Source organism: Shinella sp. 838, from assembly GCF_029623935.1.
Lineage (GTDB): Bacteria > Pseudomonadota > Alphaproteobacteria > Rhizobiales > Rhizobiaceae > Shinella.
This window is the reverse complement of record NZ_JARSBQ010000001.1, coordinates 1421347-1435934: the sequence shown is the minus strand read 5'-3', so window position 1 is coordinate 1435934 and position 14588 is coordinate 1421347. Positions and strand designations below refer to the sequence as shown.

The 14588-nt window shown below is 64.5% G+C and carries 13 protein-coding genes; 7 read left to right on the top strand and 6 right to left on the bottom strand.

Annotated features, from left to right (window positions below; translation table 11 throughout):
• Positions 1 to 12: 12 nt before the first annotated feature.
• On the bottom strand, positions 13 to 321 hold the full coding sequence (locus P9A16_RS06755) for an FtsB family cell division protein (RefSeq protein ID WP_023516821.1): 309 nt from the start codon (positions 319 to 321) through the stop codon (positions 13 to 15).
• Between the two features lie 352 nt (positions 322 to 673).
• Entirely contained in the window at positions 674 to 3283 is a 2610-nt protein-coding gene (gene cckA, locus P9A16_RS06750; RefSeq protein WP_439603671.1) for a cell cycle histidine kinase CckA, read from the bottom strand.
• Between the two features lie 322 nt (positions 3284 to 3605).
• Here cckA and P9A16_RS06745 point away from each other — a divergent pair, with 322 nt between their 5' ends.
• Positions 3606 to 4592, top strand: coding sequence for a flagellar biosynthetic protein FliO (locus tag P9A16_RS06745; RefSeq protein ID WP_023516819.1), 987 nt, complete (start codon positions 3606 to 3608; stop codon positions 4590 to 4592).
• A gap of 173 nt (positions 4593 to 4765) precedes the next feature.
• Here the strand turns inward: P9A16_RS06745 and dksA are convergent, their stop codons facing one another.
• Positions 4766 to 5185, bottom strand: coding sequence for an RNA polymerase-binding protein DksA (dksA, locus tag P9A16_RS06740; protein WP_024271077.1), 420 nt, complete (start codon positions 5183 to 5185; stop codon positions 4766 to 4768).
• Between the two features lie 362 nt (positions 5186 to 5547).
• On the opposite strand from dksA, the gene P9A16_RS06735 reads away from it, so the two are divergent.
• The 5 genes from P9A16_RS06735 (at position 5548) to P9A16_RS06715 (ending at position 11556) form a co-directional block, all read left to right on the top strand.
• Positions 5548 to 7518, top strand: coding sequence for a putative bifunctional diguanylate cyclase/phosphodiesterase (locus P9A16_RS06735; RefSeq protein WP_278025586.1), 1971 nt, complete (start codon positions 5548 to 5550; stop codon positions 7516 to 7518).
• 73 nt (positions 7519 to 7591) lie between these two features.
• The gene (locus tag P9A16_RS06730) at positions 7592 to 8116 is read left to right on the top strand and encodes a SixA phosphatase family protein (RefSeq protein ID WP_023517022.1); all 525 of its coding nucleotides are present in this window, start codon (positions 7592 to 7594) and stop codon (positions 8114 to 8116) included.
• Between the two features lie 157 nt (positions 8117 to 8273).
• A complete protein-coding gene (locus P9A16_RS06725) occupies positions 8274 to 9749 on the top strand; it encodes a YcjX family protein (protein ID WP_024271079.1) in 1476 nt (491 codons plus the stop codon).
• On the top strand, positions 9746 to 10807 hold the full coding sequence (locus P9A16_RS06720) for a YcjF family protein (RefSeq protein WP_023512197.1): 1062 nt from the start codon (positions 9746 to 9748) through the stop codon (positions 10805 to 10807). Before P9A16_RS06725 ends, P9A16_RS06720 begins: the two co-directional genes overlap by 4 nt.
• 200 nt (positions 10808 to 11007) lie before the next feature.
• Complete coding sequence (locus tag P9A16_RS06715) at positions 11008 to 11556, top strand: hypothetical protein (RefSeq protein WP_278025585.1); 549 nt, start codon at positions 11008 to 11010, stop codon at positions 11554 to 11556.
• Here P9A16_RS06715 and folK read toward each other — a convergent pair.
• Genes folK through folP form a run of 3 tightly spaced genes read right to left on the bottom strand, consistent with a single transcriptional unit; the run spans position 11549 to position 13325 of the window.
• Positions 11549 to 12067, bottom strand: a complete 519-nt coding sequence (folK, locus tag P9A16_RS06710) for a 2-amino-4-hydroxy-6-hydroxymethyldihydropteridine diphosphokinase (RefSeq protein ID WP_023512199.1) — start codon at positions 12065 to 12067, stop codon at positions 11549 to 11551. The genes P9A16_RS06715 and folK overlap by 8 nt on opposite strands.
• Positions 12057 to 12425 (bottom strand): dihydroneopterin aldolase, encoded by a 369-nt coding sequence (gene folB, locus P9A16_RS06705; protein WP_278025584.1) that lies wholly within the window; start codon positions 12423 to 12425, stop codon positions 12057 to 12059. The genes folK and folB overlap by 11 nt, the downstream gene beginning before the upstream one ends.
• A gap of 27 nt (positions 12426 to 12452) precedes the next feature.
• Entirely contained in the window at positions 12453 to 13325 is an 873-nt protein-coding gene (gene folP / locus P9A16_RS06700) for a dihydropteroate synthase (RefSeq protein WP_278025583.1), read from the bottom strand.
• A 214-nt stretch (positions 13326 to 13539) separates the two neighbouring features.
• Between folP and P9A16_RS06695 the strand changes: the two genes are divergently transcribed.
• Positions 13540 to 14151: a DUF922 domain-containing Zn-dependent protease gene (locus tag P9A16_RS06695; RefSeq protein ID WP_023512202.1), complete on the top strand. Its 612-nt coding sequence runs from the start codon at positions 13540 to 13542 to the stop codon at positions 14149 to 14151.
• Positions 14152 to 14588: the final 437 nt, after the last annotated feature.

Sequence of the window (14588 nt, the reverse complement as noted above, 5' to 3'; positions counted from 1 at the left end):
TAATCGACTTCTTCAATGGAAAATAACGATTTCGTCGGCTCTGGACATATTGAGATAGGAGCGTGCTTTTTCGTCGAGCATGTCACGCTCGAGCGAGCCATCGCTCATCAGGGCCACCTCTTTTTCCAGGATCTGACGCTGCCGCACGAGGACGTCCAGGCGCGCCTGACGCTCTACTCTCTGCCGTTCGAGCTCCTCCATCCCCCTGAGGCCGAAATCGCCATGGACGGAATGATAGCCGAAGTAGGAAAGGAATGCGACTGTAATCACCGGCAACGCCAGCCGGCCGAATTTCCGCTTCTTATGGTGTTTGGTCCACATGCACAGCAGTCCCGATACGCAATACGGGTACGACACTAGCGGCAAGCGGTTAACCGACCATTGACCATGATGGTTGGGCAAAGAAAAAACCGCATCTGCCGATGCGGCCCCGGTTTTTCCGTTGAAAGGCCGGTGCCGTCAGGAGCCGAGACAGAGCAATCGCATTTGGAAGGAAGCCGCTGCCTCATTCCCCTTCTCCCCACGGGGGGAAAGTGCCGGCAGGCGGATGAAGGGGATGGCAAAGGCGCAAATGATCCGTCCCCCCCCTCATCGACCCCTTCGGGCCACCTTCTCCCCACCGGGAGAAGGAAAGAAAGGCACTGTCGAATTCCCTATGCGATTGCCTGAAGGCTCAGGCGTCGAGCATTTCCCGCACGGCCTCGGCAAGCTGCTTCAGAGAGAACGGCTTCGGCAGGAAGCCGAACTTGGCGTCCGCCGGCAGGTTGCGGGCAAAGGCGTCCTCGGCATAGCCCGAGACGAAGATGAACTTGAGGTCCGGATAGGTTTTCCGCAGCTCGCGCAGCAGCGACGGACCGTCCATCTCGGGCATGACCACGTCGGAGACGACGATATCGACGGCACCGTTCAGCTCTTCCATGATGTCGAGCGCCTCGACACCGGACCCGGCCTCGTGGACGGTGTAGCCGCGGGTCTCCAGCATGCGCTTGCCGCCGCGCCGCACCGCTTCCTCGTCCTCCACGAGCAGCACCACGGCCGAACCGCCGGTAAGGTCGCGCGGCTCCTTGTCCGCTTCCCGCGCGGCCACGGCCGTCGATTGACCGCCGGTCTGCGACAGTGCCTGCACCGCGCCCGCCGCTTCCGCCGGCACCACCTCTTCGATATGGCGCGGCATGAGGATGCGGAAGGTCGTGCCACTGCCGACTTCGGAATCGAGATAGATGTAGCCGCCGGACTGCTTGACGATGCCATAGACCATCGAAAGGCCCAGCCCTGTGCCCTTGCCGACTTCCTTGGTGGTGAAGAAGGGCTCGAAGATCTTGTCGATGATTTCGGGCGGGATGCCGGTGCCCTGGTCGGCCACGTCCACTTCCACATAGTCGCCCGGCGGCAGATCGCGCAGGTTCCGTGCCGCCGCCTCGTCGGCCTCCACATTGCGGGTGCGGAAGGTGATGGTGCCGCCCTCCGGCATGGCGTCGCGCGCATTGACCGCAAGATTGATCAGCACCTGCTCGAACTGGCCGAGATCGGTCTTCACCGACCAGAGGTCGCGGCCATATTCGACATCGATCTTGACGTTGGTGCCGGTCATGCGATCGACGAGCATGCGCAGGTCACCGATGACGTCGGTGAGGTTGAGCACGGTCGGGCGCATCGTCTGCTTGCGCGAGAAGGCAAGCAGCTGGCGCACCAGCACCGCCGCCCGGTTGGCGTTGCGCTTGATCTCCATGAGATCGGCAAAGCTCGCATCGGACGGGCGCGCGGACAGAAGCAGGTGGTCGGAGGAAAGCAGGATCGCCGTCAGCACGTTGTTGAAGTCGTGCGCGATGCCGCCGGCGAGCGTGCCGACCGCATTCATCTTCTGCGTCTGCGCCATCTGCGTCTCAAGCGCCTTCTGCTCGGTGATCTCGACGGCATAGACGATGGCCGCCTCCTCCGGCGCCTCGTCGCTCTGGTCGATGACGGCGTTCACATAGAAGCGGAAATGCCGGCCGTCGTCGGCCGGATGCAGCGAGTCGATCGGCGCGATGTCGCCCTGCCGGTCCTTCGCCGCATCGAGCGCCGATTGCAGGCGCAAGCGATCCGTCTCGTGCACGATGGTCTCGAGCTTGGCGCCGCGGTCGATATCGTCGCGCGAGACGACGCCCGAGAACAGCTTCAGGAATGGCGCGTTGGTGCGCAGGATCCGACCGCCGCCATCGACCGAGGCGATGGCCATCGGCGTGTTGTTGAAGAAGCGCGTGAAGCGCATGGAGGCAATCGAGGCGGACTGATCGTTCGCGCTGCCCTCCTCGCGCGCAAGAACGATGGTGCGGCTTTCGCCAGGCGCCCCGTCGCGCGTCGTGGAAACGCGGTGCACGATGCGCACCGGAAGGCTCTGGCCGTTCGTCTTGCGCAGGTCGAGATCGAGCAATTCGGTGCGCTTCAGGCCAGGCTCGGCCTGCACGGACTGGATAAGCGCCAGCCCCTCGCCCGCCACCATCTCGGCGATCGACAGCGAGCCGGGATGGAACTTCGCAAGATCGATGCCGAGCCATTCGGCAAGCGTCGCGTTCAGGTAGACGATCTCGCCCTTGCGGCCCGCGGAGAAGAAACCGGCTGGTGCATGGTCCAGATAGTCGATGGCGTTCTGCAATTCCTTGAAGAAGCGCTCCTGGTCGTCCCGCTCGGAGGTGATGTTGGAAATCTGCCAGATATAGAGCGGTTGCTTCGGCTTGTCGCGGTTCGGCAGGATACGCGCCTTGAGGCGATACCACTGTGCGCCCGAGCCGCCGGAGCCGGCCGGGTTGAGCGGCTTCTGGACGCGGAACTCCTCGGCGCCTTCCTTGCCTTCGTGCAGGCCGTTGGTCAGGCGATAGACGGCTTCGGTCGCGTCGCGATTGCGCGACAGCAGGGTCTCGAGCGTCTGCACCTCGGCAGCGCCGTTCGCCCCCGTCAACGCGCCATAGGCCGCATTGGCGTAGACGATGCGGCCCTTGCGGTCGGTGACGACCGTGCCATCGGGATGCGCATCGAGAAAGGCGCGTGCCAGATCATCCGAGCGCGCTGCCTGCGGCATGACCTCGATGAAGCCGATCAGCGCGGAAACGACGAAGAAGATGCCGGCCATGGCGAGAACGCCGAGAACCCCGAGCACGAGCTCGTTGTCGAGCTGGTTCTTGAAGACGATGAACGCCCCCGCCGAAGCCGCCAGCACGACCGCGAGCAGCACCACACGCAGCGCCACCGCCGGCCGCACGCCGCGGTCCACGATCGGCACATTATCCCCGTCCGGCCGCTTCATCGTCGTCATCAGTCCCTCGTCTGCAACAGTCCGGGTCTTGCGCTTGACCCGAACCCGATGCCAGAATCATGTTTATCCGCACGAGGGAAGCGCAAAAAGCCGTCGAGGGGAAGCAAGGCCGCGAATTCACAGGGAATATTCCCGGCTCAAACATCGCAATTTCCCTAACCTGCCATACTTACGCGACGATGACGACGGCAATCCGTGCTGGACAACCGGTATACCGCGCTTGTAGGACCCCGGGAAAAGCCGTCAAATGCAGCCAACCGGCCCGAAAGGCCGAACTGCTGGGCCAAAACTGCTGAGAAGGAGTGACCGCGCCATGTTCCAGGAGATTCTCGCAGAGAACGGCACGAAGTTCGTCATCGCCGCGGTGGTGGTGCTGCTCGGCCTTCTCTGCCTCGCGCTGGTGCTCTGGATCATCCGGGGCCGCCCCTCCTCGCCCTTCATCCGCGGCGGGCGCAACCGTGCGCCGCGCCTTGCCGTGCTCGATGCCGCGGCAATCGATACGCGCCGCCGCCTCGTCCTGATACGCCGGGACGACGTGGAACACCTCCTGATGATCGGCGGCCCGACCGACATCGTCATCGAAACGCGCATCGCCCTCCCGTCGGCTGACCATACCCAGCCAACGGAAAAAACCAACCAGAGGACCGAGCGTGCCGAGCCCGCACCGGTGCTGCAGGAAACAGTGGCGAAGGCGGCCGAACCCGCGATCGCCGCCCGCACCACCGCCTCGGCCGGTGCTGTCGCATCGACCAACGGCACGGTGGAGCGCCGCCCGGCGGCAACGCCGGAGGGCGTCTCGGCGATGACCAGGGTGCTTTATGCCGGTGAGGACGATACCGCTCCCCGCACCACTCCGGCGCAGGCGGTCAGCCAGCCGGTCCAGACGACCCAGCAGGCGCAGACGGCCATGCAGCAGCGTACGCCGGAGCGCCGCATCGAGGACGTCCTCGAACAGAACCGCCAGCGCGTCCTGCCCCAGTCCACGGTAACGCACACGACACAGGCAACCGCCGGCCAGACGGTGCAGCGCCCGATGGCGACGCCGACGCTCGCCAAGCCGACGCCCCAGCTTGCCGACAACCCGGCGCTGGTCAGCGAGTTCGAAAAGATCCTGGAGGCCGAAATGGCCAGCAGCGCCGCCGCCGGCACGACCGCCCACACAGCCGCCCAGCCGACGCTCAACCCGACGCAGACCGCCGCCACGATCGGTCATGGACAGCCCGTCGCAAAGAGCCGCGAGGAAACGGAAGCGGAGATGGCGCGCCTGCTCGGTGAAATTGCCGCCAATCGCAAGGCGTAAGACAACCGGTCCGAACCGCACAGAAAAAAGCCGCTGGAAACACGAGGTTTCCGGCGGCTTTAATTTTGGTCTTGCCAGCACCGAACAACACGAAACCTGCCGGCACCGGAAACATCCGGTGTTCGATTACCGCGAAGCCTGCCCTCGGACCTCCTCAGATCCATAGGAAAGGTCTACTCGTCGCGATACACCTTCTCCCGACGCTCATGGCGCTCCTGCGCCTCGATCGAAAGCGTGGCGATCGGGCGGGCGTCGAGACGCTTGAGGCCGATCGGCTCGCCTGTTTCCTCGCAGTAACCGTAAGTGCCTTCGTCGAGACGTTGCAGCGCCGCATCGATCTTGGAGATCAGCTTGCGCTGGCGGTCACGTGCCCGAAGTTCGATGGCACGGTCGGTTTCCGAAGACGCCCGGTCCGCAAGATCCGGATGATTGGCGCTTTCTTCTGCCAGATGGTCGAGGGTTTCGCGCGCTTCGCGCAGGATGTCGTTTTTCCAGGCGTTCAGCTTTGCTCGAAAGTAAGCCCGCTGGTTTGCATTCATGAATTCATCGCCCTCATCGAGGACGAAATTGCTAAGATCGATCTTCTCACTCAACGCGATTCTCCTGAAGAACATCTCAAGGCGCGCTGTATATCCCCACGGGTAACGTGTTTCAAGCCTGTAGAAACTTACCCACGGTTTTTCGCGTCTGCCTCTGTTTTGAACCTTGCCAGACTAATATTTCATCAAGATTACAACGGGATGGCAAAATCGGCCGCCAAACATCCCCGTCGCCTCGCCCAAAGGGCGCTCTATCGCCTGTCTGTCGCATCGTCCTGCACCAAATATAGGCACGCGATTGCCGATCCGGGATAAGGGTAGGACGATTTTCTTTCGCGAACCTGTAGCGCCCTGGATTCAGACTTATTTTAGCAACTCATGCTTTTCTCTTGCCGTAAGGGCAGGAGCACGCATTGATGTTCAGCAGGGCAAAGGCCATTCTTTCGATCGAATCCGGCAATCCGGAGCTCGTCCAGGCGCAGCTTGCCGCCTTTACCAAGCAGGTGCCGCTGCTCTACTTCATGCTGGTGACGAATACTGTCGCCATCACCGTCACCCATTTGGACACCGCTCCCGTCTCTCTCACCCTCTACATTCCCTCCGCGCTCTATGCCATCAGCCTGTTCCGCCTCGTCCACTGGTGGTTCAGCCGCAACCGGCGCTACACCAATGCGGAGGCGGTGGGCCGGCTGCGCTCGACCTATCGCCTGACCGCACTGCTCGGCGCCGGCTTCTGCGCCTGGTCGCTGAGCCTCTATCCCTATGGCAACGCCTACCAGCAGTCCCATGTCGCCTTCTACATCGCCAACACGGTCGTCGGCTGCATCTTCTGCCTGATGCACCTGCGGGCGGCCGCGCTCGCGCTGACGGCCATCGTGCTCGGCCCGTTCACCATCTTCTTCGGCACTTCGGGCAATCCGGTCTTCACCGCGCTCGCTCTCAATGTCGCACTTGTCACCGTCGCCATGGTGTTCATTCTCTTCACCTACTACCGGGATTTCGGCGCCCTCATCCAGTCGCAGAAGGAGCTGGAGGCGCGCCAGGCGGAAACCCAACGCCTCAGCGACGAGAACCATCGCCTCGCCAATCTCGACAGCCTGACCAACCTGCCCAACCGCCGCCAGTTCCGTGCCGAGCTCGAAACGAGGATCGCACGGGCGGAGAAGAACCGCACGGGCCTCGCCCTCGGCCTTATCGACCTCGACGGCTTCAAGCCCGTCAACGACACCTTCGGCCACGGCATCGGCGACAAGCTGCTCGTCGAGGTCGGCGAACGGCTCCTCGCCTTTGCCGGCCAGGGTCTGTTCCCGGCCCGCCTCGGCGGCGACGAGTTCGGCATCATCTTCGAGGGCAAGGCCTGCGCAGAGCGGCTCCATGCGATCGGCGACGAAATCTGCGCGGCCCTCCAGGAACCCTATGTCTTCAACGGACAGACAGCACGCGTTTCCGGCTCGCTCGGCATCTCGATCCTCGGCGATGCCGGCACCACGGCCGACCGGCTCTTCGATCGCGCCGACTTTGCCCTTTATCTCGCCAAGCAGAATTTTCGCGGAACGACGGTCGTCTTCTCCGCCGAGCACGAGGCCGAGATCAACGAGCAGGGCCGCATCCAGCAGGCGCTGCGCGCCGCCGATTTCGAGAAGGAGATGTACCTCGTCTTCCAGCCCATGGTCGATGCGGACACGAACGGCATCTCCGCCTATGAGGCACTTGCCCGCTGGCAGAGCCCGACCCTCGGCAACGTGCCGCCCGGTATCTTCATCCGTGCAGCCGAGCGGGCCGGCATCATCGGCCGGCTGACGGAGATCCTGGTGCAGAAGGCGCTGGCGGCCACACAGAGCTGGCCGGATCACATCCGCCTCTCAGTCAACCTGTCGACCCGCGACGTCGTCTCCAACAAGACCGTCGATGCCCTGCTCGAGATCATCGCGCAAAGCGGCGTCGACCCGGCCCGCCTCGACATCGAGGTGACGGAGACGGCCGTCATGCGCAACTTCACGCTCGCCGCCGACAACATCCGCCGTTTCGCCGACCGCGGCATCGGCATTGCGCTCGACGATTTCGGCACGGGCCATTCGAGCCTCAACTACGTGCACAAACTGCCGCTCACCAAGATCAAGATCGACCGCAGCTTCATCGTCGATATCGCCACGAACGAACGCAGCCGCAGCATCGTCAAGACGATCGTCGACCTCTCCCGCAACGTCGGCTGCGTCTGCGTTGTCGAAGGCATGGAGACCCATGAGCAGGTCGCTGCGCTGCGCGGCCTCGGCTGCCGCATGATGCAGGGCTACTACTTCGCACGGCCAGAGCGGCTGGAACACACGCTGGCTTGTCAGGCGCCATCCGACACGATCGTGAACGCGCCCGTGCGCAAAACCGGTTGATCTTTCCCGCAAGGACAGACATGAAGTCGGAATGCGGCACGGATCGTTTGCTGCAGGCGGATGGAGGACACACTTGGCATCTCTCGGCACGCCGGCCTTCCGGCTCTACATCCTTCGTCACGCCCGCGCCGCCTGGGCCGAGCCCGGCCAGTCGGATTTCGACCGCGCCCTCGACGACGATGGCTTTGCCGAAGCCGAGGTGATCGCCGAGGAAGCCGCCGACCAGGGCTACAGGCCGGACCTCATCATCTCCTCCACCGCGGTTCGTTGCCGCCAGACCGCCGAGCCTTTCCATCGCTCGGTGAGCGAGGAGTTGACCATCGATTATGTCGATTCCCTTTATTCCGGCACGGTCGACACCTATGCCGAACTCGCCTTCGCGGACCGGCAGGAGACCGCCGTGATGATCGTCGGCCACAATCCGATGATCGAGGAGTTCTTCCACCGTCTCGTCGGCAAGGAGATCGCCGAGACCGCCGCCCCCTTCGGCTATCCGACAGCAGGCCTTGCCATCCTGGATTTCGACGAGCGCCCGACCGAAGACAACTATGCCGGCGCCTGCCTTGCCGGCTTCATGACACCGCGCCCGGCGCATTGAGGCGCAGCGCGATCCCTCGGGGCCGCCTCTTGATTTTCGGCATCGCGCTGGCGCAAAACCGCTGCAGATTCCTGCGTGACATGGTTTGCGTGAAAAGGCGGCCTCTTTTTCCGCCGGATTTCGTTTCCTATATCGCCTTCGATGCTGGAAAGAGACCTTGCCCCCTAGCCTGACCACCTTCACCGACGAAGCCCTGCTCGCGCTCGACGCGCTGACCGGCCGCGCCACCAACCTCGTCAACCCGTCGATCCGCCTCGGCGTGACGGGCCTGTCGCGCGCCGGCAAGACCGTCTTCATCTCCTCGCTCGTCCACAACCTGCTGAATGGCGGCCGCCTGCCGCTGTTCGAGGCAGGGCGCTCGGGACGTGTGTCAAAAATCCGGCTGGAGCCGCAGCCGGACGACGCCGTGCCGCGCTTCCAGTACGAGGACCATATCCGAGCGCTGGTCGCCGATCGCCTCTGGCCAGATTCGACCCGGGCCATCTCGCAGCTTCGTCTGACACTCGATTATGAAAGCGCCTCCGGCTGGGGTCGCCTGCTGTCACCCGGAAAACTGTCGATCGACATCGTCGACTATCCCGGCGAATGGCTGCTCGACCTGCCGCTGCTCGCGCAGGATTTCCGCACCTTCAGCGCAAACACCGTGGCGCTCGCACAGTCCGGCATCCGCGCGGAGCTCGCGCGCGACTGGCTGGCGCTGTCGGCCACCATCGACCCGGCAGCTTCAGCCGAGGAAGCGACCGCGCGCACGCTGGCAGAAGCCTTCACCGCCTATCTGAGGGCCTGCAAATCCGACGAACGTTCGCTCTCCACCCTGCCGCCCGGCCGTTTCCTGATGCCCGGCGACCTCGAAGGTTCGCCCGCCCTCACCTTCGCCCCCCTGCCGAACCTGCCGGAAGGCCGCCCGGACAGGGGATCGCTGCATGCCATGATGGAGCGCCGCTACGAGGCCTACAAGACGCATGTGGTGCGCCCGTTCTTCCGCGAACATTTTGCCCGGCTCGACCGGCAGATCGTGCTGATCGACGCCCTTCAGGCCATCAACCGCGGCGCCGAGGCCGTACACGACCTGGAGCGCGCGCTCGGCGACGTGCTCGATTGTTTCCGCGCCGGCACGAACAGCTTTCTGTCCTCCTTCGTGACACGCCGCATCGACCGCATCGTGATTGCCGCCACCAAGGCGGACCATCTGCACCACGAAAGCCATGCGCGGCTGGAGGCCGTCACCCGCCGCCTCGTCGAGCGCGCCGTCGAGCGCATCGGCATGAGCGGCGCCGGCATCGAGGTGATGGCGCTCGCCTCCGTGCGCGCCACCCGCGAGGCGACCGTCAAGCACGATGGCGAGGACCTGCCGGTCATCGTCGGCGTGCCCATGGCCGGCGAGCGGATCAACGGCGAGATCTTCGACGGCGAACGAAAAACAGCTATATTTCCCGGGGACTTGCCGAAGGATCCGGATTCACTTTTCAAGGAACTTGAATCCGTTCCTGAAGGCGAGGCGCCGCATCTCCTGAACTTCGTGCGCTTCCGACCGCCGCATATCGAGGAGACGGGCGGCGGCCTGAAACTGTCCGTGCCGCACATCCGCCTCGACCGCGCACTGCAATACCTGATCGGAGACCGGCTCGCATGAACGACCGTCCGCGCAAGCCCGCCGCCTTCGCTTTGCCCGCCGGCTCCCCGCAGCCATCCGAGCATGCAAAGCGCCGTGCGCCCGCCGCCTTCGACGACGCCGTCACGCTGACGCCGGATGCTGAGGATCCCTTCATCGCCACCACCGCCGACCTGCCGGATCTGGCACCGCCGATCGCCACCCCGCGCAAGCGCCGCCTCACCCTCGGCCGCATAGCCCTCGGCGCGCTCGGCCTCCTCGTCTCGCTCGCCGTCGGGCTCTGGGTCGATTCGCTGATCCGCGATCTCTTCAGCCGCAACGACTGGCTCGGCTATCTCGCGATCGCCGCTGCCGCGATCGCGGTTCTCGCCGTCTTCGGCCTTGTCGCGCGCGAACTGATCGGCCTGCGCCGTCTCGCCGCCGTGCAGGACCTCAAGCACGACGTCGCCGAAGCCGCCCTGTCGCCAAGCCCGTCGGTCGGCCGCGCCATCCTCGCCCGCCTCGTGCATCTCGTGGCCGCCCGGCCGCAGACGGCGCGCGGGCGCGCGCGTCTCGCCGAGACCGAAGGCGAGATCATCGACGCGGCCCACCTCGTCGACCTTGCCGAACGCGAATTGATGGCGCCGCTCGACCGCGAGGCGCGTGCGCTGATCCTCGGCGCGGCCAAGCGGGTCTCCATCGTCACCGCCGTCAGCCCGCGGGCGCTGGTCGATCTCGGCTATGTCATTTACGAGAGCAGTCGGCTGGTGCGCGGCATGGCGGAACTGTACGGCGGCCGTCCCGGCAAGATCGGCATGCTGCGCCTGATGCGTGATGTCATCGCCCATCTCGCCGTTACCGGCTCTATTGCCATGGGCGACAGCCTGGTGCAGCAGGTGCTGGGCCACGGGCTTGCCTCGAAGCTTTCCGCCCGGCTCGGAGAAGGCGTCATCAACGGCCTGATGACGGCGCGAATCGGCATTGCCGCCATGGATCTCTGCCGGCCCATGCCCTTCCGCGCGCTGAAACGGCCCGGCATCGGCGATTTCATCGGCGACCTTACACCGAGCATGACGAACGGCCGGCGCGACGACGCCTGACCCCCGGCACCGTGCATCATTCGCGACGCGCAGGCGGGGTCCTGGAACTGTGGGCTCGTTGCAACACCCCGGTTTTCAGGGCCTGCATGACCGGTAAATGACGAAGGGCAAGACGCCCGGAAACCGTCCATTAACCATTTTCGCGCAAATCTCGTCGCACACAAGCAGGCCAGATGGCCGTCGCCCATCAAGGATCGTTCATGTACTCGCGCACCTCTTTGATCGCCCGCGTCTCCGTAGCGGCCTTCCTCGCAGCCACCGTCATCGCGCTTCCCGCCTCCGCCGGCTCGCGCGACAAGGCGTTCTTCGAACAGGTCACCGGCAGCTGGCAGGGCAAGGGCGAGATCGTCGCCGGCAAGTACAAGGGCACCAAGTTCGCCTGCGACCTGACGGGCGACACCGCACCCGCCAAGGGCGCCGGCATCCAGCTCGAGGGCTTATGCCGCGTCGGCGTCTTCAAGCAGCCGATGTCCGCGCTCATTACCAAGTCGGGCAGCACCTACAAGGGCAAGTTCCTCGACGGCGCTTCCGGCAAGGGCCTCGACATCACCTCCGGCCAGGTCAACGGCGACAAGGTGGTCGTCGGCATCAACCGCCAGAAGCTGAACGGCGCGATGATCGCGCGTCTCGAAGGCGACAACAAGATGAACATCACCATCTCGGTGAAGGTCGAGAACAAGATGGTGCCCGTCATCGGCGTCTCGCTCGACCGCAATCTCGACGACATCGCCGTCGGTTCGATCAAGTAACCTTCCACCATTCCGGGCCGACGCTCGCCGGCTCGATGCCCGCGACATCCGCATCCTCCAGCCAGGACCTCACCGTGCGCCCCCCGACCGCAAGGTCGGGCGCAACGTCGGCAAGCGGCATCAGCACGAAGCCGCGCCCCGTCATGCGCGGATGCGGCAGCTCCAGCCGCCCGCCGGATTGCGCCACGCCCTCATAGGTCAGAACATCGATATCGATGGTGCGCGGACCCCAGCGCTCCTTGCGCTCGCGCTTCATGTCACGCTCGATGGAAAGGCAGGTGTCGAGCAGCGGCTCGGGCGCAAGCGTCGTCTCCACCAGCGCACAGGCATTGAAGAACCAGTCCTGGTCGGTCTTGCCCCAGGGCGGCGTGCGGTAGAGCCGCGAGACGGCCGTCACGCGGCAGTCCTCCCGCGCGTCGAGCGCCTGCAACGCCTCGGCCATGGAGCGCACGGGATCGCCGATGTTGCCGCCAAGGCCGAGCGAAGCCCGGCGGAAAGGCTCAGACGGCATGATCGACCGTCACCTGCACATAATCCAGCACGCCGGGCACCGGCGCGTTCGGCTTGCGCACTGTAATGCGGGCACGGGAAATCTGCGGGAAGCGGGCACCGAGCACGGTGGCGATCTCCTGCGCCAGCGCCTCGATGAGATAGCGCCGCTGACCTGTGACGATCTTCTCGATCTCCTGGAAGGCGACGCCGTAATCGACGGTCGATTCGATCGCGTCGTCGGAAAGCGGGCGCAGCGGCCGCACCTCCAGCTCCGCATCGACGAAGAACCGCTGGCCGAGGAATTCCTCGGCGTCATGCAGGCCGTGGCGGGCGAAGAAGGCACAGTTCTTGAGCGTGATCGTGTAGGTGGTGGTCATGGTCTTTCCTGTCTGGCTGCCTGTCTGTCAGGCGCGCGCCTCGCGCGCCGTCACCTTGCGCCTTGCGTCAAGCATAGCATCCGCCATTGCCAGCGCATCCCTGTTGATTGCGACATCGTGCACCCTGAAGACCGCCGCACCGGCAGCCCGCAGCAGCGCGGTCGTGGCGGCAGTGCCGGCATCCCGGCCTTCCGCCTCGCGCCCCGTGACGGCGCCGACGAAACGTTTGCGCGAGGTGCCGGCCAGGATGGGCAGTTCGAAACCGAAAAGCTCGCCGAAACGCGCCATCAGTTCGAGATTTTCCTCCGTATCCTTGGCAAAGCCAAAACCGGGATCGAGTACCATCGCCTCTCGCGCGACACCCGCCTCCCGGGCGATCTCCAGCGAGCGGCCGAGGAAGAGATACTGGTCCCCCACGACATCCGGCTGCTTCTGACGGTCGCGGCCGGTATGCATGATGCACAGCCCCGCCCCGGTCGCGGCGGCAACGCCGGCAATGTCGGGTTCGCGCTGCAGGCCGTGCACGTCGTTGACGATATGCGCCCCGGCCGCGACGGCCAGCCGCGCCGTCTCGGCCCGGTAGGTATCGACCGAGATGATCGCGTCCGTCGTAGCTGCAAGCGCCTCGATAACGGGCAGAATACGGTCCTGCTCCTGCGCTGCCGACACGGAAGCCGCGCCCGGTCGGGTGGATTCTCCGCCGATATCGACGATCTCCGCCCCCTCTTCGAGACAGAGCATGGCCTGCGCCACCGCCTTGTCCGTGCTGTCGAAGCGACCGCCATCGGAAAAGGAATCCGGTGTAACATTGACGATCGCCATCAAAATGCCACGCGGGCCGAGCTCCAGGGAGCGCCCGTGGGCGAGCGCCCAGCAAAAGGGCTCGAATGGTGAAAACATGGCGGTTTTCCTCGCAGTTGGCGACAGCGCCTTGGACATCTCCTAGACACCCTTAGCTTTAAATCAACGGATTTGACGCTAAGGCTATCGAGCGGCGTCCCGGATAGGGTGTTGCGCTCGCCGAGCCTATGCCCCAAGCTTGGGGGAAGTTCAACCGGCGCTTTCGGCCGGTTTCCACACCGGATGTCCCGGTGGCGAAAGGAATGCTGACTGAATGACGACCATCGCTCGCCTGATGGCCCTTGCCGCCCTCGCCTGCCTCGCGTCCCAGCCCGCCCGCGCCGAGACCATCACCTCGAAGACCTTCGCCTATTTCTCCGTCGGCGGACGCACCGCGGCCGAACTCGACGAGGAACTGTCGAAGCGCGGTCCGATGATGAAACACAGCGGATCGCGCCATCCCGGCGCCACCCGCATCAAGTGGGGCGGCTCGGTCACCTATGTGCGCCGCGGCAGCCGCTGCGCGGTCGGCGAGGCGCGGGTGACGCTCTCCACCGAGATCATCCTGCCGCGCTGGAAGCACCGCAAGCGTGCCACCCCGTCGCTCGCGCTGATCTGGGATACGCTTTCGAGCGACATCAAGCGCCACGAGGAACGCCACGCCGAAATCGCCCGCACCCATGCCCGCAGCCTGGAGCGCACACTGAAAGCCCTGCGACCCGAGGCCGACTGCGAACGCATGCAGGCGCGGGTCGATCGGGTGACGGCGGATGCCGTAACGAAACACGACGCCGACCAGGCCCGTTTCGACCGCATCGAATCGAAGAACTTCAACGACCGCATGATGCGCCTTCTGGTGCACCGGCTGAAGAACCGCGCCGAGTAAAGGCGCACCGCGCCGGCAGGTATATCTTGAAGGAGTTTTAATGGAACGGGACCGGGCCAAGGCACGGAGGCGTTTCCATGCATGAAATGACTGGTTAGTTTTAGCGATAGCGCAATTCCGCAAATCGCCGTATGTTTATATCAACAGTGAACGGGAAGACGACTTTCCTTCCCGAAGTTGCATGAAGCGGTTTGTAACAGGTTCTCCTGGCGCGTCCTTATCAAAGCAGCAGGTGTCTCCTCCCTCTCCTGCCTGCGATGCGCCCTCCTGGCCTCGCTCGTCCTGACCGACCGGCGAGGCTCTTTTTTTGCCCTTCTATTCTTGCAGGCGAGCAGAACCCGGCGATCTCTTCTTCACGCGCAAAGAAGAGGCGACAAGAGGCCGGCCGAAACCAAATCGGCTTCGGCCGGTACTTCCGACAATCTGAAGGAAAAGAT

Bases quoted from the DNA above. Each gene is read 5' to 3' on its own strand.
- cckA (WP_439603671.1), bottom strand. From the start codon at position 3,283: ATGAAGCGGCCGGACGGGGATAATGTGCCGATCGTGGACCGCGGCGTG.
- folK (WP_023512199.1), bottom strand. From the start codon at position 12,067: ATGCCGTCTGAGCCTTTCCGCCGGGCTTCGCTCGGCCTTGGCGGCAAC.
- P9A16_RS06755 (WP_023516821.1), bottom strand. From the start codon at position 321: ATGTGGACCAAACACCATAAGAAGCGGAAATTCGGCCGGCTGGCGTTG.
- folP (WP_278025583.1), bottom strand. From the start codon at position 13,325: ATGTTTTCACCATTCGAGCCCTTTTGCTGGGCGCTCGCCCACGGGCGC.
- P9A16_RS06745 (WP_023516819.1), top strand. From the start codon at position 3,606: ATGTTCCAGGAGATTCTCGCAGAGAACGGCACGAAGTTCGTCATCGCC.
- folB (WP_278025584.1), bottom strand. From the start codon at position 12,425: ATGACCACCACCTACACGATCACGCTCAAGAACTGTGCCTTCTTCGCC.
- P9A16_RS06720 (WP_023512197.1), top strand. From the start codon at position 9,746: ATGAACGACCGTCCGCGCAAGCCCGCCGCCTTCGCTTTGCCCGCCGGC.
- P9A16_RS06715 (WP_278025585.1), top strand. From the start codon at position 11,008: ATGTACTCGCGCACCTCTTTGATCGCCCGCGTCTCCGTAGCGGCCTTC.
- P9A16_RS06735 (WP_278025586.1), top strand. From the start codon at position 5,548: ATGTTCAGCAGGGCAAAGGCCATTCTTTCGATCGAATCCGGCAATCCG.
- P9A16_RS06695 (WP_023512202.1), top strand. From the start codon at position 13,540: ATGACGACCATCGCTCGCCTGATGGCCCTTGCCGCCCTCGCCTGCCTC.